This is a genomic window from Ensifer oleiphilus (assembly GCF_013371465.1).
Lineage (GTDB): Bacteria > Pseudomonadota > Alphaproteobacteria > Rhizobiales > Rhizobiaceae > Ensifer > Ensifer oleiphilus.
In genome coordinates, this window is sequence record NZ_JABWDU010000002.1 from 177,411 (window position 1) to 201,115 (window position 23,705).

Annotated in this window: 23 protein-coding genes and 1 riboswitch; of the genes, 12 read left to right on the forward strand and 11 right to left on the reverse strand. The window is 61.3% G+C overall.

Annotation, left to right across the window (positions count from 1 at the left end; genetic code table 11):
* The first annotated feature begins 17 nt into the window (after positions 1-17).
* The 3 genes from HT585_RS07550 to HT585_RS07560 all read left to right on the forward strand — a co-directional run bounded on the left by HT585_RS07550 (position 18) and on the right by HT585_RS07560 (position 2,824).
* Positions 18-755 carry a helix-turn-helix transcriptional regulator gene (locus HT585_RS07550; protein WP_176352336.1) on the forward strand — a complete coding sequence of 246 codons (738 nt, stop codon included), beginning with the start codon at positions 18-20 and terminating at the stop codon, positions 753-755.
* Positions 756-910: 155 nt separating this feature from the next.
* On the forward strand, positions 911-1,555 hold the full coding sequence (locus tag HT585_RS07555) for an acyl-homoserine-lactone synthase (protein ID WP_176352337.1): 645 nt from the start codon (positions 911-913) through the stop codon (positions 1,553-1,555).
* A 189-nt stretch (positions 1,556-1,744) separates the two neighbouring features.
* Positions 1,745-2,824: a DUF2865 domain-containing protein gene (locus tag HT585_RS07560; protein ID WP_176352338.1), complete on the forward strand. Its 1,080-nt coding sequence runs from the start codon at positions 1,745-1,747 to the stop codon at positions 2,822-2,824.
* Here HT585_RS07560 and bluB read toward each other — a convergent pair.
* The 3 genes from bluB to HT585_RS07575 all read right to left on the reverse strand — a co-directional run bounded on the left by bluB (position 2,733) and on the right by HT585_RS07575 (position 5,995).
* Positions 2,733-3,524, reverse strand: a complete 792-nt coding sequence (gene bluB / locus HT585_RS07565) for a 5,6-dimethylbenzimidazole synthase (RefSeq protein WP_176352339.1) — start codon at positions 3,522-3,524, stop codon at positions 2,733-2,735. The genes HT585_RS07560 and bluB overlap by 92 nt on opposite strands.
* 45 nt (positions 3,525-3,569) lie before the next feature.
* Positions 3,570-3,778: riboswitch (cobalamin riboswitch) on the reverse strand.
* Between the two features lie 112 nt (positions 3,779-3,890).
* On the reverse strand, positions 3,891-4,712 hold the full coding sequence (locus HT585_RS07570) for an SDR family oxidoreductase (RefSeq protein ID WP_176352340.1): 822 nt from the start codon (positions 4,710-4,712) through the stop codon (positions 3,891-3,893).
* An 89-nt stretch (positions 4,713-4,801) separates the two neighbouring features.
* Positions 4,802-5,995, reverse strand: a complete 1,194-nt coding sequence (locus tag HT585_RS07575) for a phytanoyl-CoA dioxygenase family protein (protein WP_176352341.1) — start codon at positions 5,993-5,995, stop codon at positions 4,802-4,804.
* Positions 5,996-6,095: 100 nt separating this feature from the next.
* Here HT585_RS07575 and HT585_RS07580 point away from each other — a divergent pair, with 100 nt between their 5' ends.
* Positions 6,096-7,121: a substrate-binding domain-containing protein gene (locus HT585_RS07580; protein ID WP_176352342.1), complete on the forward strand. Its 1,026-nt coding sequence runs from the start codon at positions 6,096-6,098 to the stop codon at positions 7,119-7,121.
* Between the two features lie 49 nt (positions 7,122-7,170).
* Here the strand turns inward: HT585_RS07580 and HT585_RS07585 are convergent, their stop codons facing one another.
* Both HT585_RS07585 and HT585_RS07590 read right to left on the reverse strand, forming a co-directional pair.
* A complete protein-coding gene (locus HT585_RS07585; RefSeq protein WP_176352343.1) occupies positions 7,171-8,136 on the reverse strand; it encodes a quinone oxidoreductase family protein in 966 nt (321 codons plus the stop codon).
* A gap of 11 nt (positions 8,137-8,147) precedes the next feature.
* A complete protein-coding gene (locus tag HT585_RS07590) occupies positions 8,148-8,636 on the reverse strand; it encodes a cupin domain-containing protein (protein ID WP_176352344.1) in 489 nt (162 codons plus the stop codon).
* A 111-nt stretch (positions 8,637-8,747) separates the two neighbouring features.
* Here HT585_RS07590 and HT585_RS07595 point away from each other — a divergent pair, with 111 nt between their 5' ends.
* Positions 8,748-9,419, forward strand: a complete 672-nt coding sequence (locus tag HT585_RS07595; protein ID WP_176352345.1) for a helix-turn-helix domain-containing protein — start codon at positions 8,748-8,750, stop codon at positions 9,417-9,419.
* A 4-nt stretch (positions 9,420-9,423) separates the two neighbouring features.
* Here HT585_RS07595 and HT585_RS07600 read toward each other — a convergent pair whose 3' ends face one another.
* The 5 genes from HT585_RS07600 to HT585_RS07620 form a co-directional block, all read right to left on the reverse strand.
* The gene (locus HT585_RS07600; protein WP_176352346.1) at positions 9,424-10,227 is read right to left on the reverse strand and encodes a diguanylate cyclase domain-containing protein; all 804 of its coding nucleotides are present in this window, start codon (positions 10,225-10,227) and stop codon (positions 9,424-9,426) included.
* A 30-nt stretch (positions 10,228-10,257) separates the two neighbouring features.
* Positions 10,258-10,944, reverse strand: coding sequence for a CHASE4 domain-containing protein (locus tag HT585_RS07605; protein ID WP_176352347.1), 687 nt, complete (start codon positions 10,942-10,944; stop codon positions 10,258-10,260).
* Between the two features lie 163 nt (positions 10,945-11,107).
* Complete coding sequence (locus tag HT585_RS07610; protein ID WP_176352348.1) at positions 11,108-12,841, reverse strand: ankyrin repeat domain-containing protein; 1,734 nt, start codon at positions 12,839-12,841, stop codon at positions 11,108-11,110.
* Positions 12,842-13,006: 165 nt separating this feature from the next.
* Complete coding sequence (locus HT585_RS07615; protein ID WP_176352349.1) at positions 13,007-13,834, reverse strand: TolB family protein; 828 nt, start codon at positions 13,832-13,834, stop codon at positions 13,007-13,009.
* Positions 13,835-13,837: 3 nt separating this feature from the next.
* Positions 13,838-15,520: an NAD+ synthase gene (locus HT585_RS07620; protein WP_176352350.1), complete on the reverse strand. Its 1,683-nt coding sequence runs from the start codon at positions 15,518-15,520 to the stop codon at positions 13,838-13,840.
* On the opposite strand from HT585_RS07620, the gene HT585_RS07625 reads away from it, so the two are divergent.
* The 6 genes from HT585_RS07625 to HT585_RS07650 all read left to right on the forward strand — a co-directional run bounded on the left by HT585_RS07625 (position 15,509) and on the right by HT585_RS07650 (position 21,892).
* A complete protein-coding gene (locus HT585_RS07625) occupies positions 15,509-15,754 on the forward strand; it encodes a hypothetical protein (protein WP_176352351.1) in 246 nt (81 codons plus the stop codon). The two genes, HT585_RS07620 and HT585_RS07625, sit on opposite strands and share 12 nt — an antisense overlap.
* Before the next feature lie 36 nt (positions 15,755-15,790).
* Positions 15,791-17,713, forward strand: coding sequence for an LTA synthase family protein (locus HT585_RS07630; RefSeq protein ID WP_176352352.1), 1,923 nt, complete (start codon positions 15,791-15,793; stop codon positions 17,711-17,713).
* 158 nt (positions 17,714-17,871) lie between these two features.
* Entirely contained in the window at positions 17,872-18,420 is a 549-nt protein-coding gene (locus tag HT585_RS07635; RefSeq protein ID WP_176352353.1) for a DUF1003 domain-containing protein, read from the forward strand.
* 195 nt (positions 18,421-18,615) lie between these two features.
* Positions 18,616-19,038 carry a TadE/TadG family type IV pilus assembly protein gene (locus tag HT585_RS07640; protein WP_176352354.1) on the forward strand — a complete coding sequence of 141 codons (423 nt, stop codon included), beginning with the start codon at positions 18,616-18,618 and terminating at the stop codon, positions 19,036-19,038.
* Between the two features lies 1 nt (position 19,039).
* On the forward strand, positions 19,040-20,779 hold the full coding sequence (locus HT585_RS07645; RefSeq protein ID WP_176352355.1) for a pilus assembly protein TadG-related protein: 1,740 nt from the start codon (positions 19,040-19,042) through the stop codon (positions 20,777-20,779).
* Positions 20,780-20,974: 195 nt separating this feature from the next.
* Positions 20,975-21,892, forward strand: a complete 918-nt coding sequence (locus tag HT585_RS07650; protein WP_176352356.1) for a helix-turn-helix domain-containing protein — start codon at positions 20,975-20,977, stop codon at positions 21,890-21,892.
* 52 nt (positions 21,893-21,944) lie between these two features.
* Here the strand turns inward: HT585_RS07650 and HT585_RS07655 are convergent, their stop codons facing one another.
* Positions 21,945-22,316: a hypothetical protein gene (locus tag HT585_RS07655; protein WP_176352357.1), complete on the reverse strand. Its 372-nt coding sequence runs from the start codon at positions 22,314-22,316 to the stop codon at positions 21,945-21,947.
* A gap of 344 nt (positions 22,317-22,660) precedes the next feature.
* On the opposite strand from HT585_RS07655, the gene HT585_RS07660 reads away from it, so the two are divergent.
* The gene (locus tag HT585_RS07660) at positions 22,661-23,701 is read left to right on the forward strand and encodes a MerR family transcriptional regulator (protein WP_176352358.1); all 1,041 of its coding nucleotides are present in this window, start codon (positions 22,661-22,663) and stop codon (positions 23,699-23,701) included.
* Positions 23,702-23,705 lie beyond the last annotated feature (4 nt).

A 23,705-nucleotide genomic window follows, 5' to 3' on the forward strand; every position in this document is an offset into this window, starting at 1 on the left:
AGAATCGGTGTTGTGGCATGACTGAACAACAGGCTGTCCTCGACATGCTGGAAATCCTGGAATGCGGAGGCTGTGTCGAGCCGGCCCATTTCTTTACGTTGATGCGACGTACCTTTCGCATCGCTCATCTCCTTTATCTGGAAGCAGAGCCCTATGCCGACGAGCTCAAGATCTGCCGCCTGCACCACACGTTCGGTGCCTATGCGGCGGAGCTCTATCTGACGCGCGGGCTCTATCGCATCGACCCGATCCTGAAGCTCGCGCTCGGCGGCGTCAGGCCGGTGGAATGGACGACGGCGCGCCATCGCTTTCCCGAATGCGAGCCGTTGTTCAAGACCGCCGAAGAGATCGGGCTTTCCAGCGAAGGCGTCGCGCTTCCGCTGCCCTCGCCGGCCGGGCGGATGGCGTTGCTGGCCATCAACGTCAACATGTCCCAGGCCGAATGGTCGATCTATCGGCGCAATCATCTGCGCGACTTCCAGCTCGCCGCCAACCTGTTTCATGCCGGCATGCTCGAGAACGCGGCCATGACGAGTGGGGCGGCGGCGCGCGATATGCGCCTGACCGGCCGTGAAACCGAGGTTCTCACCTGGTCGGCAGCCGGCAAGAGCTATTGGGAGATCGCCACCATTCTCGGCATTTCCGAACGCACCGTACGCTTCTTCATGACCAACGCCCGCCGCAAGCTCAATGTCGTCTCCAATACGCAGGCTGTGGCCCAGGCGGTTCGCCACGCACTGATCCCCACGGTTTGATCCGGGTTAAAGCCGCTCCCCCTGCGCTCCTCCGGAAACCCATCGAAATTTAGAGTAAAAAATCCGTTATCGGTACTGTCACTAGTGCCAGTTTCTTCTCCGCCGCCGGACTGACAGCATTACGCCATCCCCCAAAGACAAGGATGGAGAGAACGATGATCAGGATCCTCAACGGCAGGACACGCGGACAGCACCCACAGGCCATCGACGAGATGTTCAAGTTGCGCAAGCGCGTCTTTCACGACTTCCTGAAATGGGACGTTCAGACCGAAGGGGAATGGGAGATCGACAACTACGACAAGTCGAATCCCCTCTACATCCTGTCCTACTCGCCGGACACCGGAAAGCTGCGCGGATCGCTGAGACTGCTGCCGACGCTTGGCCCAAACATGCTGGACGATACCTTCCCGATCCTGCTGGGCGACAACCCGGAGATTCGCAGCGCCTCGATCTGGGAATCGAGCCGCTTCTGCATCGACCCCGAAATTTCCCAGGATCGCGCTTCCAATCAGGTCACGGTTGCCGCCGCAGAACTGATGTGCGGTGTCGGCGAACTCGGGCTTGCCTCCGGCATCGGCCATATCGTCACGGTGACCGACGTCTTCCTTGAGCGGATGTTCCGGCGCATGGGTTGCCCCGGCGAGCGCATCGGTGAACCTCACCGGATCGGCTCGGTCTTTGCCGTGGCGGTCGCCTGGGAGGTGACGCCGTCACTGCTAAGCGCCATGAAGGCCGTCGCCGCGATCGAAGGTACGGTTCTCGAACGGCCGATGTCGCTGGAAACCGCACGCGCAGCCTGACATCGGATCGGTACCGTCCACTCGTCCATGAGGACGCAACTGTTAACGCAATACGAGGCTTGTCGTTGCACACGCGGCGACAAGCCTTATGATAGGGCTGAAACAGGAAATGCCGACGGCGACCGATCCCGGACAACAAGGGTGGCGCCAACCGGTTGCAGGAATGGACGTTCGCCCTTGTTCCGGAACATGAAAACCCTTGCGGCGGCAACTTTGCCGCTGCTTCTGGTTCTTGCCGATCCGGCGCTGGCCTCCAGCGTATGCGACCGCCTGAACACAAGGCTTGCCGAACTGCCGGCAGCTATGACCACCACGGCCGATACGCGTGACTATGCCAGCGCCATATCGAGGCAGAACATCGAACTGCGTCGGGCGCGCAATGACCGTCGCCGTGCCGGCTGCGGCTCAGGCAGCGTCGTCGTGTTCAATGGCGGCGACCCGGATATCTGCTCCGATATCAACAGCCTGATCGCCGAGATGGAAGACAATCTCGATATCCTCAAATCGGAACGCCAGCAGCTCATGTCAGGTGATGGCGGCGACACGCGTCGGCGTATCCTGGCCGCTCTCGAGATCAACGGTTGTTATGGCGACCGCGAGGAATTTGCCAGCGCTGATCCAGAGGCTCCGGAAACGCATCGCAATATCCTGCGCGATCTGCCGCCGGACGAATCCGACGGGCCGTTGTTGCGTGATGGTGACGCGGCCGGATACCCACCGGAAAGCGGTGTCTATTCCGGCACGCTTCGCACCATGTGCGTGCGCACCTGCGACGGTGCCTACTTCCCGATCTCGTCCGAAGCGAGCCCGGCCGACTTTCCCCGCGACGAGCAGGCCTGTCGTGCCCGCTGCCCGGGTGCGGAAACGGAACTCTTCTTCCACGAGCTGGCGACCGAAGAGAGCGACCAGATGGTCTCAGCCTCGACGGGGCGCCCCTACACCGAACTGCCGAACGCTTTTGTATACCGGACACGCGGCGTCGGCACGCCCGGTATTTGCGGCTGCCAGATCCCGAAGACGGCGGTAACCACTCCCAAAGCAGGCAATGGCAATGCCGGCGACAGCCAGTCGTCGATCGTCGTCATCGAAGGCAAAAAGCAAGCAACGGCTCCTGCCAACAAGGCGGCCGTTCCCGCTGAAGAGCGCCCATACGACCCCGCCAAGAGCAAGGTGCGGGTCATCGGGCCGACGTTCCTGCCCCAGGAGGAAACGTCGATCGACCTTCGCCACCCGAAGGGTCCGGGCTACCAGCCGGTTCAGAGCAACTGATCACAGCGTCTGCCTTTCGGCAGGCTCCCCAACCTTCCTCGAACACCAGCTCCTCCAGCGGCAGGCGCTGGCGCCAGCCCTTCGCCGCCAGCTCGGGCTCCTGATAGAGTTGATCGACATATCCGAGGCAAAGCCAGGCAACGATCACGACATGATCGGGTATGCCGAGGATCGACTTGATCTCATTCTCATGAAAAATGCTGACCCAGCCGACGCCGACGCCTTCGGCGCGCGCGGCGAGCCAGAGGTTCTGCACCGCGCAGACGGTGGAATAGACATCCATGTCAGGGTTGTGGGTCCGCCCGAGAATGACCGACCCGCCGCGCGTGCGGTCGCAGGTCACGCAGATGCTCAAGGGTGCCTTGCGGATACCCTCCAGTTTCAGCGAACGGTATTTCGTCCGCTGATCACCATCGAACATCAACGCAGCCTCGTCGTTGGCCCTTGAGAAAGCCTGCCAGACCCGCTCGCGGGTTTCCGTCTGGCGCACGACGACAAAATTCCATGGCTGCATGAACCCGACCGATGGCGCGCGGTGCGCGGCATTGAGAAGGCGCATCACCAGATCGCCGGGCAAGGGTTCGGGCAGGAACTGATCCCGCACGTCCCGACGTGTCTCGATGGCTCGGTAGACGGCTTCGCGCTCGTCCAGCGAAAAGGCTTCGGCAGCCGCAAGGCCGCCATTCGAATCAGTCAGCATCGTTCGATCCCCAACAATGCACAACCTTCCGCCGTCCGCGCGGGGTTCGGTCTATCTTGCCAGGCCGGTCTTCTGACTTCGGATCATCCGATCACCTCACCTTCCCAGATCACATGAAGATCCAGTGGCAAGATCGTGAGAAAACTCAAGATCGTTAGAGGAAATCGTCCCCGTCACAGCGTTGGGCACGTTCCGGAATGACACCGGATTCCCGATTCTCCCGCGTCGCGGGCACCTGACCACGCCATAAGTGCACAGCGATACGGGAATGACAAGCAACTCCATGAGCGCCTGCCGCCACTGTGCGAGGCTTTCGGCTGCGGTCGACATCTGTGACCTTTCGACCGCTGCCCTTGCGGCTTGGTATCAAAGCGGCGCGACGGGATGTGGCGAACCGTCGTAACCGCCCCAGACCGACTGGTCGAAGCAGATGACGGCCCCGGTCATCAGGCCGGATTCGCTCGAGGACAGATAGGCGCAGGCGCGCGCGACTTCCTTGGGGTCGACAAGCCGGCCGAAGGGCTGGCTGGCGGCCGCCCTTTCCAGCCAGTCGGCCGCAGCGCCGTGGAACTCGCGTTGGATACGATCTTCCCCCTCCGACGCCATCCAGCCGATGTTGAGGCCGTTGACGCGAATGCGGTTGCGCAAGAGCGCGTAGGCAGTGTTCTTGGTCAGCGTCTCGAGGGCGCCCTTGGACGAGCAATAGGCGGCAATGAACGGCTGCCCGGCCATGGCCGACATGGAACCGATATTGACGATCGTGCCCTGCGTTCCCACCCTTCGCATGACCTTGACCGCCTCCTGCATCAGGAAGAACGGCGCGCGCACATTGATCGCGAACATCCGGTCGAACAGTTCGGGGCTGGTATCGAGAATGGTACCACGGTCGGTGATCGCCGCCGCATTAACCAGCGCATCGACGCGCCCGAAGGTGGCGTCGCAGGCGTTGACGACCTTGCGGGCATCCTCGACCTTTTCGAGATCGGCTTCGACATAGTGCACCTGCGCGCCGCTCGCCTTGCGGATCTCAGCGGCCTTCGCCTCACCCTTGGCTGTGTTGCGCCCGCAGATGACGATGCCTTCAGCCCCCCGTTCGGCAAACAGGCCGGCGATCGTTGCCCCCAGCCCTTGCGTCCCACCGGTGACGATGGCGATCTTGCCATCGAGACGGCCGTATTGCTCGGTCATGAAATTCCTCCCAGAAGTGAAAGTCACAGGAAACAGGAAACAGCCCCCGGCGCTCAGCACCGGGGACCTGACATATCGATATCTGCCGTTCAGCTCAGCTTGCGCTGCGCCTGCTCGTCAAGCGCGCTACGGAAATCCGCCTCGCTCCACCTGCCCGCCAGCGCCTCATGCATCAGTTGTGCCTGGGTTTTCGGCGCAAGCCCGCCGATCGGCGGATCGCGGTCGAGATTGGTCGGGAAGGAATAGCCCTCCGCGCAGGAGGCAATCGCGTTCGCCGCTTCGGCCGTCGAAAGCGCGCCGGATGCCGTAAGGGTCGCGAGCGCCGGGTAAAGCGCTGCGCTCATCTTCACGCGATCGACCGTCTCCATCGCCCGCCCGAAAGCCGAGGACACCTGAAGCAGGTTGGCGACGCGCTTGATATCGACCGAGCGATTGCTGCCGGCCGCGTGGAAGAGCGCCGGATTGAAGAAGACGACATCGCCGTTTTCGAGCGGCAACTGCACATGGTGCTCATCGAAATAGGCGCGGAACTCCGGACGCTTCAAGGCGAGATAGCCGGGCACAAAGGTCTGGCTATAGGGAAGGAAAAGCGTCGGACCGCTTTCGAGCGGCATGTCGCAATGGGCAACCGCCCCTTGCAGCGTCAGAACCGGTGAGAGCCGGTGCACATGCGCGGGATACTGTTCGATGACAGCAGAGGTCTGGAAACCGAGGTGGTAATCGCGATGGGCAGCCTGGGACGCACCGCCCGGATTGACGCGGTTGACCTGCGCCGTCATCTGATAGTTCGGACCCAACCAGGCCTCGCTGACAAGCGCGATCATGGCGTTGGCATAATAGGCCGCGAAATTTTCGGGGCTTTTCAGGCAGTGCTTTTCGAGCGAGTTCCAGATTCGGTCGTTGGCGCCGGGCTTGGCGAAATGGTCGCCACCACCGCTGTTGGTGCGGTGCTGCTCCTCGATGATGGCGTCAAATATGCCGCTGGCGGCATCGATCACGGTGGTGTCGGCATAAGCGTGCTTGAACACCGCGACGCCCGGCCCGGTCGAAAGCGATTCACAAATCTCGGCCAGTACGGCGCGCCGCCCCTCGGTCGTGGCGCAGGCGGATACAAGGCTGGCGCTGTCGTAGATCAGTACATTCTTCTCGCAGGCGAGCGCATGCGGATAGTCCGCCAGGTTCGTCTGGCGCTCCACCTCGACACGAAATTCCTCGATGTCGCAGCCATCTTCGCTCAGCCAGACGCGGTCGAGGCGCTGGCGCGCTTTGTTGTCGGTCTTCATCCCGTTCCTCCTCAGAAACTTTCGATGCCCCGACTATAGGCGCCATCCGAACGTGATATAGAGCAGGAATCCATCAAAAAACCATCAGGAGGGATCACCGGTGGCTCATCCGTTTCTGGTCAAGGACATCGCTTTTCAGGCGGGCTTGAGCACCGCTACCGTCGATCGGGTCCTGAACGGCCGAGCCGGCGTGCGCCAGCAGACCGAAGCGCGGGTGAAAGCCGCCATCCGCGAGTTGGAAAAGCAGCAGAACGGACTGGAGATCCAGGGCCAGAAGCGGACGATCGATGTGGTGATGGAGGCGCCGGAGCGCTTCACCGAAGCGGTCAGGCAGGCCTTCGAAACCGAAGCGCCCACCTTCATGCCCACGACATTCCGTTGTCGCTTTCATTTCGCCGAGACCATGCGCCCGCACGACATCGCGCAATTGCTGGACCGCATTCGCCTGCGCGGAACCGACGGCGTCGTGTTGAAGGCACCGGACGTTCCCGAAATCGTCGGTGCGGTCGCCCGCCTCGAACAGGCGGGAATTGCCGTCGTCACGCTCGTCACCGATCTGCCGAACTCGGCGCGCACCGCCTATGCCGGCGCTGACAACCGTGCGGCCGGCGAAACGGCGGCCTATCTCATCGGCGAACGTTTCGCCGAAAGCTCCGCAACAGTACTCGTGACGATTTCCAGCAGCCGTTTCCGTGGTGAGGAGGAACGCGAAATCGGTTTTCGCCGCGTGCTGCGCGAACAATATCCGGCGATCCGCATCATCGAGATCAGCGAAGGCCATGGCAAGGATACCGAGACAGGCGCACTTGCGGCAAAGGCGCTTGCAGCGCACGCCGACATCAATGCCGCCTATTCGATTGGCGGCGGTAACCGTGCTGTGCTCGAGGCGTTCGAGCGCGTTGGTCGCGACTGCGCGCTGTTCATCGCCCATGACCTCGATCACGACAACCTGGCGCTGCTACGCCAACGCCGGATCCATTTCGTCCTCCATCATGATCTGCGCAGTGACGCCCGCATGACCTTTCGCGCAATTCTCGCACGACAAAACGGTGCCGACCAAAAACTGGGCGGCAGCCGTCTGTCGGCCGTCGAGGTCATCACCCCCTACAATGTGCCTGCTGTCTGATCGGCGGGGGTGAAGGCAACAGACCCCGCGACGACGCGGGGCCTGTCTTTCATTCGGGCAAAAGCACGATCTTCCCGGAAAAGCGCCGGTCCTCGAGCCGCGCATGGGCCGCGGCCCCGTCCGACAGCGCGAAGGTCTCGATGCGGGGCCGCTCGATGACGCCGTCCCGCAAGGCCTGGAAAAGCCGCCCGGCCCGGCTCAGCCGTTGCTGCCGATCTGTGAGAAAATCCCAGAGATCGCCACCGACGACAGTTTTCGAATGCTCCATCAGGTAGCGCGGGTCGACCAGGGGTGCCGGCCCACCGGCCATGCCGAATGTCACCAGCGTGCCGCGCGAGCGCACCGCTGCGAGACTGTCGAGCAAGGTAATGCCGACAGAATCGTAGGCGACATTGACACCGCGGTCGCTCAGCGCCCGCACCTTGTCCGGCCAGCCCTCGTCATAGCCGAGCGCGTAGGCAGCTCCGGCAGCCTTGGCAAGCGCCTGCTTCTCCAGCGTCGACGCCATGGCGATGACGCTTGCCCCCCGCGCGATCGCGAGCCGGATCAGCAATTGCCCTACGCCACCGCCTGCCGCCTGGACGAGAACCGTGTCGCCTGCACGAACGCTGTAGCTGTCCTCCACCAGATACTGTGCCGTCAGCCCTTGCAGCAGGAGTGCGGCGGCAGCCTCAAAGTCGATGTCGTCAGGAAGCGGGATTGCCCGCTCCAGTGGCACCGTCACCCGCGTTGCATTGGCAAACGGCACGTCGGCAAACCCGATCCGGTCACCGATGGCGACGCCTTCGACGCCTTCACCGATGGCCACGACCTCACCTGCCCCTTCGTATCCGGCGATGTGTGGCGCCTTGCCCGCAAGCGTATAGTTGCCCTTGCGCCGGTAGATGTCGGCGAAGTTCAGCCCGATCGCCCGCATTGCCAGTTGGATATGCCCGAGGGGCACGGCCGGGTCGGCAACCTCGCGGTAGCTTAAGACCTCCGGCCCGCCGAACGTGTCGAATACCAATGCATGCATCGTTGCCTCCCCTATCGGATCAGAGTGCGGACGAAATCTTCGCCGAGCCCGACCGCCTTACAGTGAGCTGCATAACGGTCGAGCCTGACGAGCACGTCGTCATAACCTTCGGCATTGCCGTCGTCATCGAGATAGACCAAGGGGCCAAACACATGGAACAGCGCCTTCATGTGGCCGGCCTCCGGATGCACGTAGAGCGTATGGATATCGCCTGCCGGCTCGAAGATGAAGGTGCCGGGTCGCGCGATCCAATCGCGTTCACGATACCCCCAGGTGCCCTCAAGCGTCCAACCGGTGACCGGATTGGAATGGCGATGCCGCTCGATCGTGCCGGCTCCCTTTGCCTTGAAGATGCTGACCCAGCTACCGCCGCGCACGTCGAACAGCAAGGGCAGTGTAAAGGCGCTGTCGCCGAAGGGCAGCCATCGCCGCTCATCGGCCTCCGCATCGGCAACCAGCAATTCGTCGACCCCGTATCTGCTTTCCTGAATGTTGATCACAGTTCGTCCTCCCGTTAAGTTTCACAATCAGGAAATATCCACTATAGTGGATTACGTCAACAGAATTGAGAATCGTGAGTTTTGTCCGTATGTAGGGATCGAGGAGACGCCATGCCGAATCTGACCATTACCCGCCGCCCCGCCGAACAGCGATTGCGCTCGAGCGAGGAGCGTCCGACCGAGCTCGGAGCCCGGGTCAAGGAGCTCAGGATCGCACGCGACTGGACGCTCGATGAGGCAAGCCAGCGCATCGGCCTGTCCCGTTCGGCGTTATCAAAGATCGAGCGCAACGAGATGTCGCCGACATTCCACGCCATGCAGAAGCTGGCAGCCGGCTTCTCGCTCGACCTCCTGAGCTTTCTCGCCTCGGGCGAATCGAGCCCGCCGGCCGGTCGGCGCAGCATCACGCGGCAGGACGATGGCACCCGCCATGAAACGCCGAACTATGGCTTGCGGCTCTTGATGGAAGAGGTGCGCAACACGGCCTTCATGGTGGTCGAAGTGCTGGTCAGGGCACGGGGGCTCGACCAGTTTCCCGATTGGGACCGGCACGATGACGAGGACTTCATGTATGTCCTCGACGGCGAAATCACCCTCTACACCGAGCACTACGCACCGGCGGTGCTGAAGAGCGGCGATGCCGTCTATTTCGATGCACGCCTCGGCCATGCCTGTATTTCAACCAGCGACGGCGACGCCCGGCTTTTGTGGGTGACCGCTCCGCTCGGTGGACGCTTCAGCCGCTCGGACGAAGGCCAAGGCGATGCAACGATACCGGCCTGAAGACTCAGCCGGCGTGGCGCCTTGACGCCTCCGCTTTGAGCGCAATCTTGTCTTCCGGGGAAAGGTCGTCAGCCGTCTGGACACGGTTGCGCCCGCGTCTTTTGGCGAGATAGAGCGCCTCGTCGGCAGCGGCGAGCAGCGCGCGGGCGGTGCTGCCGTGCTTTGGCGCAAAGGCCAGGCCGACGCTGCTGCCGACGCGCAACATCTGCCCCTCAAACTCGATCGGCGTCTGCGCATCGATGACAAGGCCCGCAGCCATCGCCGATACGTCCGCATCCTTGCCTGGCGAACGATGGATGACCGCAAATTCGTCACCGCCCAGGCGGGCAACGGTTCCACGCGCCCCGACCCGCCGGCGGTACCGTTCGGCAATGGCCATCAATACCGCGTCACCCGCCGCGTGCCCATGCCGGTCGTTGACGGCCTTGAACTCGTCCAGATCGGCAAGGATCAGCGCGAATGGGCGGTTTGTCGCGTCGAGGAGCGCGGCGGCCAGCGCATCGTCGAAACCGCTGCGATTGAGAAGCCCGGTGAGCCGGTCATGTTTTGCCATGTAGAGGTTTCGCGCCTCGCTCTGCTGCAGGGCAGCAAAGACGCTTGAGAACCTGAGGGCTACGAAGGCCATCAAAAGCATTGCCAGGATCGCGATGGCGATCACGCTCGGCAGGATCTCCGCCCGCACGAAACCGCCGGGCGATTTCGGCGTCCAGGCAACGACCAGGCAGGAGGCGTCCAAGCACCGGCCGACGGACACGTGCACGCTATCGGCCGGAAGTTGAGACAGCGGCACGAAGGCAAGGCCAGACACCCCAAGCTTTGCTTCGATCTCCCGCAGCGACTACGCCGTCAGCGGGCGAACAGAAACCATGAACACCGGTTTGCGGCGATTGGCGGCAAGCTGCAGCGTTTCCGGGATCACCGCCTGGACGACCGCGATGCTCATCTGCCCTTGAACCTCACGCATATCCACAGCGTGGATGCCGGGTACGATCGGCGTTACCGATTGCCGGTTCGGCTGGGGGATATCGAGCGTATAGGTGCCGCCATTGTTTCTCAGCGCATTGTCATAGCGGCGACGTGCCTCGTCGACTAGATCGGCGGCATCGCGAAGCGGGCCTTCGGCCGCCTGCGCGGGGATGGCCAGTCCGTCCTTCAATGCTGTCGAAACATGTCCATCGGCATCACTGAAGATCAGCCAGGAGAAACCGTAGTCCTCCCAGAGCCATCCGGCCAATTGTTCTGCCACGAAGGCGTCACTCAGCCGTCCGGTCGCAAGTTCGTCGTAAGTGTCGTCCCAGAAAGAGACCTGCGCCTGGAATTGCACGGCGGCTTCCATCTGGTGGCGCAATTCGTTTGTCACCAGCCTGCGCTCTGCAGAACGGCCGAAACGGTCCGCCTCGACGACGGAACGATTGAGAACGAAGATGAGGCTGGCGATTGTCAGGATCGCAACCAAGGTACAGGCAGCATGAATTGCCCAGACCGCCCTGTTCTGCTTCGGTTGCCGAAACTTTTGCTCGATCACGCCAACGCCCCCTGACCGGACCAGCCGTCAATGGCGAAGGGTGGCACCGATCAGACGCCACCCTAAAGATCAAAGCAGAAATTTAGTTTAAGCAAGCTGGTATTGAAAGCCTTAAAGACTTCAACCGCCTAGTATAAATCAACAATCAGTAGTCGTGCGACCACTAGTTGGGCGAAGAAGATCGACTCAACAGCGAGACGATTTCCTCGTCGCCTTCGTCGCGGGCAAGATCCCGGATCGACCGCATGCCGCTGCCATCACGCCGATTGGCATCGGCACCTTTTTCGATGAGCAGCTTGACCACGGAGGACCTTCTGTTGACGACGGCGATGGCAAGCGGTGTCATCCAGTCGCTTTGCGGGTTTGGCCGCCCGCGCCCGCGGAATTGGCCGAAGGGTATGTCGAGCAGTTCCGGTTTTTCATCGACGATCGCCATCACCTGTTCGCTCTTGCCGAAGGCGGCGGCGGCAAACAGGTCGAGCGGCTGGCTTTCGAGGAATCGCACCATATCACTCTTGCCGTTGTACTCGGCCCAGCCGATCGGCGGCGCGTGATGGTACGGGTCACGCGCCATGGCGTTGGCGCCGTGCTCGAGCAGAAGCTTTGCCATCTCGATATGCCCATGCAACGCCGCCTCGTGCAGCGGCGTGCGCGACGTCATGCGGTTGACGTCGAAGCCGAGCGACAGCATCAGCGCCGCCCTGTCCTCCTGGTTTTCGCCCGCAGCCTCATGCAGGATCGCAGGATGTGCCGACTGCGTGCGCGAAACGAGCGTTGCATCCCAAGCCACCAGCGCCTTCGCCTGTTCGCCCTTGCCCTCGGCAATCGCGCGCGCCAGCCGGTCGGCATCAGTGAGTTCGGCAGCCGTGGCGCCATGAGCAACCAGATATTCTGCAAGGGACGCATCGCCGCCAAGCTCCGCCCATTGGTAGGGTGTGCGTCCCTTTACGGTCCGGTTGACGTCCGCTCCATGTTCGACGAGCAATCGAACACGATCGGCCATTCGCTTTTCCAGCGCCCAGGCGAGCTGATAGTCGAAAACACTCTGGCTGTTTTCGATCAGCTCTCCATCCTCGCGCACCAGCCAATTGTTCCTGTCCTTGGCGCTCAACCCATGGCGCAGCAACAGTCTGAGGCAGGTATTGTCTGGCTCGAACATGCGATTGTAGAGCGCCTGACTGTCGTTAGCCTTGGCGCCGGCCTTGAGCAGCAATTCGGCAAAGGCGGTGCAATCCGGGTGTTCCGGTTGCCGCTCCTTGCCCGCTTCGCCTTGGCCGAAGACACCCGTCAGCGCGGTAAAGCGATACTGTCCGTCATCCAACCAGAAGGCATCGGCATCCGCGCCGCGCGCAATAAGCCGCTCACCAGCAGCAAGCGAAGACCGTCCGGGAATGCGCGCATAGGCTGCATACAGCAGAGGCTCCCAGTCGTAAGGGCCTCCACGCTTGCTGGCGAGCTTCGGATCCTTGTCGAGCCAGCGGTCTATGGCGTCGCCATCGCCCAGCGCCGCGGCGACATGAATGCTCTCGCTGGCGATTTCAGGATGCTCTTCGAGCAGAGCTTTCGCCTGGGCGTACCGCTCAGGATCGGCGGCTATGTCGCCGAAGTAAGACACAGTCGCGAGCGCCAGGAAACGGTTCGCAAGTTGCTCGGTCGCAGGTTTGCCCGACTGGGCGCGTTCGAGATGCGTTTTCAGTCGGGTCCAGCTGGAGAAGCCGAGCTCTCGGGCAATGACCAGTTGGGCATCCTGCAGGCCGATAGCGGCCGGTTCGTTGAAATAGGGCAACGTTCGCTGGCGTGCAGCGGCATCCCCCGCCTTCAGGGCTTTCAGAAAAGCCTTGGCCTGCTTACGGATGGATTCGAGGGTAGCATTCGCGGGAAGATCGCGCGTGATCATGAAAGACCTCCTTTCATTCACGTCCGGTATCCGCGCCCACAGACTGAAAAGAGGTGTGGCAACCAAATTCAGTGAAACAGGTGGGACTAGCCCTTCCCGCGGATCGGGTGCGCCCTGCAAGCGAGACGATCGCTAGCACGCAGTCCGTATTCTTGTCCAGTCTTCTCATCTTTCCGGTTGGTAGCGAACGAAGGCGAAGCGATCTCCCCCAGGCGACCAGTTGGGAACGTTCATCGTACCCTGCCCGCCGAAGAGTTCGAACAGGTCGCGCGCATTGCCGCCATCCATATCCATCAGCCGAAGTCGAACGTTCAAGTCTCGCGGATGATCGAAGACATCGCCGTCGTAGGAGAGAACCAGCAGGTGTCTTCCATCAGGCGACGGATGCGGGAACCAATCGCCATAAGGGCTGTCGCTGATTCGCTCGATGTCGGTGCCATCAGGCCGAACGCGCCAGATCTGCATGCGCCCGGTGCGGCTGGAATTGAAATAGATCCACGCTCCATCGGGCGACCAGTCCGGCCCATCGTTGCGGCCTTCTCCCTGTGTCAGCCGCCGCTCCTCGCCACCCACGACCGGGATCGTATAGATATCGAAAATCTGATCGCGAATGCCGCAATAGGTGAGCGTCTGGCCATCGGGAGACCAGCCATGCCAGTAGGACGGCAGGGTCGGGGTCACCAGTCGCGGACTGCCGCCCGAAGCCGGCAACAGATAGATCGCCGACTTGCCGAACTCGGTCTTGTCGCTGATCGCGATCGTGCTGCCATCGGGCGAAATCCCATGGTCGTTGTTGCAGAGGTGGGCAAAGCCGGTGTCGATCTCATCAGGAGCCGAACCGTCCAGGGCCAGCCGGTAAAGCCGCCCGTCGCCGTTGATAACGAGAGACTGCCCGTCCGGCGACCAGTTCGGCGCCTCCACAAGCCTGTCGGTCTGCCAGACGACATGCGTCTGGCCGGTCATGATGTCGTAGGTCTCGACCGAACTGCGCATCGTCTAGCCCCGGTCGCGGAACCGGTTTGTGATCGGATAGCGCCGGTCGCGACCAAAATTCTTCTTGGTGATCTTGACGCCGGGTGCCGACTGCCGGCGCTTATACTCGGCGATATAGAGCAGGTGCTCGATGCGGTGCACTGTCGCCTCGTCATGGCCGCGCGCGACGATCTCCTCCGTGCTCATCTCCTTTTCGACCAGGCACTCGAGAATGTCGTCGAGCACCGGATAGGGCGGCAGCGAATCCTGGTCCGTCTGGTTGGGGCGAAGCTCGGCCGAGGGCGCCTTGTCGATGATGTTTTGCGGGATGACCACACCGGAGGGGCCGAGCGCGCCGGGCGGCACGGTGGTGTTGCGCCAGCGCGAGATGCCGTAGACCTGCATCTTGTACAAGTCTTTGATCGGATTGAAGCCGCCGTTCATATCGCCGTAGAGGGTGGCATAACCGACCGACATTTCCGACTTGTTGCCGGTTGTCACCACCATCGAGCCGAACTTGTTGGAAACCGCCATCAGAATGGTGCCTCGTGTGCGGCTCTGCAGGTTCTCCTCGGTGATGCCCGATTCGGTGCCTTCGAACATATCGGCGAGTGCGCCGAGAAAGCCCTGCACCGGCTCCTCGATCGGCACGATATCGTAGCGGCAGCCGAGCGCTTCAGCGCAGTCCTTGGCGTCCTTGAGCGAATCCTTCGAGGTGTAGCGATAAGGCAGCATGATCGTGCGCACCCGCTCCTCGCCGAGCGCATCGACGGCAAGGGCCGCACAGATCGCCGAGTCGATACCGCCGGAAAGGCCGAGCACGACATTCTTGAAGCCGTTCTTGTTCACATAATCGCGGAAACCGAGCATGCAGGCACGATAGTCCGCCTCCTCCTGCTCCGGCAGGCGCGACTGCAGGCCGCCGGCACAATGCCAGCCATTGTCGCCCTTCTTCCACTCGACGATCGACAGCGCTTCCTCGAACTGGCTCATCTGGAAAGCGAGCGACTTGTCGGTGTTGAACGCGAAGCTCGCGCCGTCGAACACCAGTTCATCCTGCCCGCCGAGCTGGTTGGCGTAGATCATTGGCAGACCGGTCTCGATCACCTGTTTCAGCACCACCTGATGGCGCACATCCACCTTGTCGCGATAATAGGGCGAACCGTTGGGCGACAGGAGGATTTCAGCACCACTTTCGGCCAGCGTCTCGCATACGCCGAGATCGCCCCAGATATCCTCGCAGATCGGAATTCCGATGCGGATGCCGCGGAAATTGACCGGCCCGGGCATTTCTCCCTGGTCGAACACCCGCTTCTCGTCGAACTCGCCATAATTCGGCAGATCGACCTTGTCGCGCACCGCAATGATCTTGCCGCCGTCGAGAACAGCGACGGCATTGTGGCGACCGGTTTTGGCGAGCCGCGGGAAGCCGATGATGACACCCGGACCGCCATCGGCGGTCTCGCCCGCCAGCTTTTCCACCGCCTGAAGGCAGGCGTTGAGGAATGCCGGCTTCAGAACCAGATCCTCCGGCGGATAACCGGAAATAAAAAGCTCGGTGAGGAGAAGAAGGTCGGCGCCCTGGCGCGCCGCATCGGCGCGTGCCTCACGCGCTTTCGCCAGGTTTCCGGCGATATCGCCGACGGTCGGATTAAGCTGGGCGACGGCGATGCGAAGCAGGGTGGGAGCGGCTTTATGAGCGGTCATGAGCGGGCCTGTCGGTCTGTTCTCGAACGAATGCGTCTGACTTTCGCCCCGATCTTTAGCGCAATCCGCGCCAAAATACCCACAGCCAATCGCGGCGAAGCGAAAAATTCCAAAAAAATTCTGCTATTCCGCGTTGTTATCGGCTCCGGTTCGCACACCCTCACGTCACGAAAACCTGTTTCCAAACACCCTGAACAAGCCATTCATCCCCTGTTCAAAATGACAGTCGTATGACAGTTACACGACACATAGATGAAATTGGAGAAGATGTTGGCTAGTATCGATTCAGCCGTAGCGAGGAGATCACGAGTCTACACCGATAGACCCGGATTTGCCGCGCGGCACGCCAAGACGCTGACCTCCGCACGCAGTGCATTGTTCTCGCTGTCGATTGCCGCAGCGCTCGTTTTTGCTGTCGAGTTGATCGTGCGCCAGTCCATGGCCGACACGGTTGCCTATTTCCTCGATCCGACGCGCCCCGCCTGGACCACAATCGGCGCATTCTTCCTCATTCTGCTCGCCATCGATGGCGTTTTCGGCCGTGAACACAAGTCCGCCGTGGTGCTCGCGCCGCTGGCGATCATCCCGGCCATCATCTGCCAGCAGAAGCAGGTCTTCCTCTCCGACCCGCTCTACCCGACCGATTTCCTCTTTGGTCGCCAGATTCTCGAACTGATGCCGGTTCTGGTCAAGGACCGTCCCTGGACCGCCGTCGGCATTGCCGTCGGCCTTCTCGCAGCCGTTGTCGCCATCGGCCTTCTGCTGCGCTACGCCTGGCGCAACTTCCCCAAGCTGACGCGCCGCGAGCGTATCGCCCGTGCGGCCTTTGCGCTGCCGCTGCTCTTCGCCTTCTGGAACATCATGGACTACAACCAGTTTTCCTGGATCCGTGATCGCCTGAAGGTCATCCCCATCATGTGGGATCAGACCGAAAACTATCGTCACAACGGCTTTGCGCTGGCGTTCGCGATCAACCTGCCGATGGCCAATGTCAGCGCACCTGCCGGCTACATGGCCGATGCGATCGACCGCATCCCGGTCAAGCCGCTGCCGGCTGGCACGTCCCATCGCAGCAAGCCCGACGTCATCGTGCTGATGAGCGAATCCTTCTGGGATCCGACCCGTCTGCCGAACGTCAAGCTTTCGCCCGACCCGATGCCGACGATCCGCGAGATGCAGTCCGGCAACGTCTTCTCGCCGGAGTTCGGCGGCATGACCGCCAATGTCGAATTCGAAGCACTGACCGGCTTTTCCAATGCATTCCTGCCCTATGGCAGCATCCCGTACCAGCAGTACATCCGCAACCCGATCCCCTCGCTTGCCACTTTCTTCCGTGGCGAAGGCTACGTGTCGCGTGCAATCCATCCATTCCAGAGCTGGTTCTGGAACCGGACAGCGGTCTACAAGGCCTTCGGTTTCGACACCTTCAAGTCGGAGGAAAACATGCCGCCGATGCAGAAGCGCGGCATCTTCGCCTCAGACGAATCCCTGACCAACGAGATCATCCGCCAGGCCGATGCCATGGATGACCCGTTCTTCTTCTTCGCGGTCACCTTGCAGGGCCATGGCCCCTATGAGGCCAACCGCTACGCCAAGAACACCATCAAGGTTGAAGGCAACCTGCCCGAAAGCGATCGCCAGGTGCTGGCGACATATGCCCAGGGCATCAAGGAAGCCGACGAGAGCCTGAAGAAGCTGATGGACTGGGCGAAGGAGCGCGACCGCGAGACCATCATCGTGCTGTTCGGCGATCATCTGCCGCCGCTGAACACCGTCTATACCAACACCGGTTTCATGAAGGGCGTGACGGCCGAGCGTAAAGGTCCAAAGGACCAGATGAAAGCGCAGCACGAAACGCCGCTCGTCGTCTGGTCGAACAAGACCGGTCCGAAGAAGAATGTCGGCACGATCAGCCCGGCCTTCCTCTCCTACCAGATCCTGAAGCAGTCCGGCTACGAGCATCCTTATTACACCGGTTTCCTCGGCAAGGTGCACGATCAGTACCGGGTCGTCGACCGTTACATGTTGATCCGCAAGAACGGCAAGGACGTCGCCGAGTGGTCTCGTCAGCCGAAGGTGCCGGCGCTGCTGCGTGACTATCGCTTCCTTCAGCATGACATGATGTTCGGTAAGCGCTACTCGACGGACCGATTCTTCAAGTCGCACGCGGATCTTTACGCCGCAGGTTTCTAGTTCGTATCACCAGCTCTTGCGCAGGGTGCTTGAGAGCCTGACATGACAGCACAGAGCCGGACGGTTACCCGTCCGGCTCTTTTCATGTGAGGTGTCCCGTTGATTTTCCTACCGAAGTGGTGCGCTAGATATCGTCCGATCCATTTCAGGAGCTAGCCATGCCGCATTTCAACGACCTGTCACAGCACCTGTTTGGCAAACCGCTCGCCGAACTCGGCGAGATAGAGCGCCGCATCCTCACCCGCGCCAAGGAGAGGCGCACAGTTGCGACGGACACCAACGCCGAGTTCAGCGCCGAGCTTTCCGTCGGAGATCGGCTTGCCGACTCCATCGCCAGGGTTGGCGGCTCCTGGGCTTTCATTCTCAGCTTTTGCGGCTTTCTCGTTGTCTGGGTGGTCGTCAACACCATCTTGCTCATGACCGGGGCGTTCGACCCCTACCCCTTCATCTTCCTGAACCTGCTGCTCTCGATGCTGGCGGCATTGCAGGCGCCGGTCATCATGATGTCCCAGAACCGGCAGGCCGAGCGTGATCGCTTCGCCGCGGCAAAGGACTATGAGGTCAATCTGAAATCGGAAGTCGAGTTGATCTCGCTGCATCACAAGGTGGATGACGTGCTGCTGCGCGAAATTGCCGAGTTGCGGGCAGATCTCGCCACTCTCAATCGCCAGCTTGCCCAATATCGGCACATACCCGACAACGAATAGCCGTGTCGGTCGCGGCTAAAACCAGCCAGAATCTACGCAATTTCTAATTCAATCACAGATAAGCATTTTGCACCAATAGGCTATTTCTAGCCATTGAAACAACCTATTCGGGTATCAAAAAATTAACACTTGAGGCGCAGCCTGAAGGTGCAGGGACAGAGAAAAAGCAGTCACGGTTCGGTCGGAGTTGCTGAAATGTCCAGAATAGCGCGCCTGTTTGGCAGCCGCGATGGCGCTGCCGCAATTGAATTTGCAATCATCGCCCCTCTCTTCTTTCTATGCGTGCTGACGTTGATTGCCTACGGCATCTACCTCAGCGCCGCCCATTCCATCCAGCAGATCGCTGCCGATGCCGCGCGTACCGCCATTGCAGGGCTTTCGGAAGGCGAGCGCGAACGTCTTGCCACCGACTACATCCAGCGCACCACGATGGATCAATCCTTCATCAAGCCGTCCCACATGACCGTCACGGTCAAGGCCGACGCGAGCAATGCCAACCAATTCACGGTGAGGATCAAGTACGACGCCAGCGACCTCCCGATCTACAACATGTTCACCTTCGCGATGCCAAGCGAGCAGATCGAGCGCTTCGCCACCATCCGCTTGGGAGGCATCTGAAATGGTTCATAAAACAACGGCATTGCGAGCGCTCGCCCAATCCAGGCATGGCAATATCGGCATGTCCGCCGCACTTGTGATGCCCCTCGTTATTGCGTCGATGGGGCTTGGCATCGACTACGGCTATCTCACCGTTCAAAAGCGGGAGATGCAGCAAACGGTCGATCTCGCCGCCATCGCCGCCGCATCAAACGTCTCTTCCGCAGAGCAGGCCGTCCTCAAGTACTTTTCCAACAACAGCCTCAACTTCGCGGTCGCGTCACCCGCCGGGCTGCTGACCGTTGATGGCAAGGTTCTGAAGCCGGGCGACGTTGCCACGGCAAAGGTCGACGGCGTGGCAACGGTCACGCGCGGGCGTTATGTGCCCGATCCCAACGTTTCCGCCGGCCAGCGCTTCGTCAAGAACGCGGCCCCTTCGGATGCTGTCCAGGTTCACCTGGAAAAGAAGGGGCAGATCTTTCTTGCCTCTGTCTTCGCCGAACCACCGGAACTCAATGTCGTCGGAACCGCCGCAAGCTCGAAGATTGCCGCCTTCTCTGTCGGTTCCCGTCTTGCCAGCCTGAATGATGGTCTCCTCAATGCCATTCTCGGCCAGATGCTTGGCACCAACATCTCGTTGAAGGTGATGGACTACAACGCCCTGATCGACGCGGATATCGACATCCAGCCGTTCCTTAAGATCATTGCCACCAAGCTCAGCCTGACGACCGCTTCCTATGAAGACGTGCTCGACGCCAAACTGACGATGCCACAGCTGCTTTCGTCCATGCGGCTGTTCCAGGGTCTGTCCGGCACCGTCAACTCCGCACTCAAGAGCATCGAGCTGGCGACGGCCAACAACAAGAAGACCTTTACTCTGGCGCAGATACTCAATCTCGATCCCAAGAAAGACCTGAGGATCGATGCTGGTTCCGACTGGACGATGAAGGTCAGCGCCCTGCAGATTGTCTCCGCGGCGGCCGCTATTGCCAACGGCCAGAACCAGATCGCGCTGAATGCGGTCGCCGGGTTGCCGGGAATAGCGTCGGCGACCGTGAAACTCGCGATCGGCGAACCGCCGGTCGAGACGCCAAGCCATCGCCTCGGCACCCCAGGTGCTGCGGTCCGCACGGCTCAGACCCGCCTTGCCGTCGAAGTGGGCATCGACGGGCTGGCCGCCCTTGCCGGTATCCGTATTCGTTTGCCGATCTATGTCGAGCTCGCCCACGCCGAAGCCAAACTCTCCGATATCCGCTGCTACGGCGGCAGGCCGGAGAACGCGGCAGTCATCGTCGATGCGGTTCCGGGCGTCGCCGAAATCGCGATCGGCGACGTCAATCCAAAGGTGCTTTCGAGCTTTTCGACGGACGCCCGCGTCGAGCGCGCCCGCATCGTCGACGCGCTGGTGGTCAAGATTGACGCGATCGCCCACGTTGAGGCGCAAAACCTTCAGGCGTCCCGCCTCACCTTCAGCCCTGCCGAAGTGGCCGCGCGTTCGATCAAGAGCGTATCGACCAGGGACATCCTGTCATCGACGACGAAAACCCTGCTCAACAATCTGGATCTGAACATACAGGTCTTGTTCCTGACGCTTGGCAGCCCGACGGTCCTGCAGCAGGCGCTCGCCCAAACCCTGGGCGCCGTCACAAAACCAGTGGACGATCTGCTCTACAACCTCTTGCTCTTGGTCGGGGTGCGGGTGGGCGAAGCCGATGTCCGCGTCACGGGGGTCAAGTGCCAGCCGCCAGTGCTCGTGCAGTAGCCGCACCTTAGAAAGGCAATGGGGCCGGCCACGGAAAAATCCGTTGCCGGCCCTTTCGAACAAAATGGCGGCTTCGCACGTTATGAGCAAGGTAAAGCTGCTAAAAGCAGTAGAGTTGAGTAGTATCGAGGCAGGCGTGGCGAGGGATGGGCCCCCGAAGCGTAGGCGAAGATCGTCGGGAGACGTGCACGACAGATGCATTTGGTGGCAAAACAGGGGGATGCTGCACCGGAAAAACCGCCCGCCTTTACGGCGGATGGAATTTTGCGCAACCCGCTGCTGCGCGAAACGCTGCAGATCAGCGCCCGCGATCTGATGGCGGTCTATGACATCTTTCCGCGTGTCGCTCGGCTGGTTGCCTCGCATCAGAAATGGATCTTGAGCCAGGCCGCCTACGCACTTCATCTCGAGCGCGATCCGTCCCATCCCGATTCCGGGGTCACAGCCGCACGGTTGCTGAAGTTCATGCGTGATACCGGCGGTGCAAGCCGAAACACCGCAGCCGCATTCCTGGCCGAACTGCTCGCTTACAAATTGCTGCGCGATGTCAGCGGCGAACGGACGAACAAGAAGGTTCGCCCGCTTGAGCCGACGGAAGTCAGCGAGAGCGCCATGATGCGCTGGTTCATGAGCCAGATGGGTACGCTCGATCGCCTCGATGGTGGCAATCGCCTGGAACACGTTGAGGCGGACACCTCCGTCCTTGTACGCACCCAGCCGATCGCGGCAAGGATGCTCCTGTCCGACAAGAATTGGAGCGAGCCTCCCGAAGGTGTCGCCATCTTCGCCTGGACGGAATGCGGAGGCTTGCTGCTCGATGACCTGATGGCGCGGCCGAAAAGCCTGACGCCTGTAGACGGGAAGGTTTGGCTCGAACTCAACCTGGCCGAGCTTGCCAACCATTATACCATCTCCAACACCCATGTCCGCAGACTGTTTACCAAGGCGCAGGACACCGGTTACATCGGCCGGTCGAACGACGGTTCGCGCGGTCGCTTCTGGATGAGCACCCGGCTGGTCGACGAATACTGTCGTTGGCAGGCCGTAAAGCTTGCCGCGCTCGCCAACGCCTATGAGCAAGCTACGGACGGCGCGGTGCGGCTGGCAAAATAGTCCGCGTCGTTCTTGCAGTGAAATCGACGTGCTGCCCCTGCCTGAACCTGTCTTAGGTTTCCCCTGGACCGATCGCGATCGCGGCTGTTGGCCCTGTGAACACGCCCGGCCTGGTCGGCACGATTTCGACCCCATGGCGCTCCAGTTCGGGCCCGTGCTCGCGAAAGACCCTGCTCCAGGTCGCCACATCGGCAATTCCGACAAAATTCGTCGCGCGGGCCCCGTCATCGCGCACACGAACCTCGGCGATCAGCCGGCTCTTCCATCGCTCGCTTGTGGCCGAGGTATCGGCCAGGAACACGAATGCGACCACGCGCTCAGGGCGGTGGGCAGCAAGATATGCCAGCAGCGTATCGGACAGCGCGCGATGTGGCGCATTGATCGTGGCACAGACCATGTTCTCCGCAAATTCATCATCCGACATGGCAGTCGCACGTCCTCTCTTCTGGCAAAACTGCGTCGCAGCGAACCTGCAAAATGTTGAATTCCGACCACAAACCCTTTCCACGGCCGCGCCCAGCATAGGCAAAAGTGGACACGGTGAAAGCACTTTAGCGGGGCGCCCTTCGCCGGGCAAACGTTGCCAGCATTAATCATCCTCCGCCGTTCACCACCGGCCAGTCAGAGCGGTACCATCGCTTGTCGTTGACGTTGGCGCCTGCCTCGGCCGAGCCCGAACTTCACTTGCCGCTATTTTTTTGGCAGCCGGTTGACCCGTCCCGGGGGGCAGGACCGATAACAATTGCGGCGAAAAGGAAGAGGTGATTCGTGAGCGACTCCGCGTGTTTCTTGACTGCAACCGAGGCCGCCAAGCGTCTTGGCGTCTCGGTCAAGGCTTTGCGCTTCTATGAGCAACAAGGGTTGATCAAGCCTGTGCGAACGTCGGCGGGATGGCGGACCTATGGCCCGGAGCAGATGAGGCGCGCGGGCGAGATCGCCGCCCTGCGCTCGCTCGGCCTACCCCTGGCACAGATCCACCGCGTGCTCGATGGCGGTGCGCGAGAATTGGCACCCACCCTGGCGGCGCAGCAGGGGCTGCTGCAGGCGCGAGCCAAAGACCTTCATGAGACCGTCGCGAAGGTGCGGCGTCTGCGCCGTGACCTGGCCAGCTATGCTGTCGATGCGCCCTTCCTGCCGCAACGGGTGCAAGGTCAGCCCCCATCCGACACTCCCGAGGTCGCATTCGACCTGCCATGGCCATGGGGCGGCGAGGCGTTCAAGCTTCACAGTATACATCCGCTAACCTACATCATCGGACCGCTCGGAAGCGGCAAGACACGGTTGGCCAAAGCTATTGCGACGGCCCTGCCCGGCGCGGTTTTCGTGGGCCTCGATCGGTTGGAGGAGAAAAACAGCGCGGCCTCACTCCGACGGATCGAGGTGGAACCTCGATTGAAGTCACGCATAGAAGCCGTTCTTGCGCGATTGGTGGACGACGGCGCCGTGGCATCGCCACCGTTGACTGCTCTGTTGGTGGCATTGGAAGCGGACGCCAAGGCGTTCGTTGTCGATATGATCGAACAGGACCTCGATGCCGCTTCGCAATCCGCTTTGCTAACGCACCTGCGTCACCGCCGTACCGACAGACGGCCGATCTTCATGTTGACCCGATCCAATGCCGTCCTTGACCTTGATGTTCTCGGACCGGAGGAGACGATCATTCTGTGTCCCGCCAATCATAGCCCGCCGACCGAGGTCGCGCCCTATCCGGGCGCCCCGGGCTACGAGACTGTCGCCAACTGCTTGGCGTCGCCGGACGTGCGCACCCGAACGCAAGGCGTCATCGCCTGGCCGCCGGAAGCGGCCTGATGGC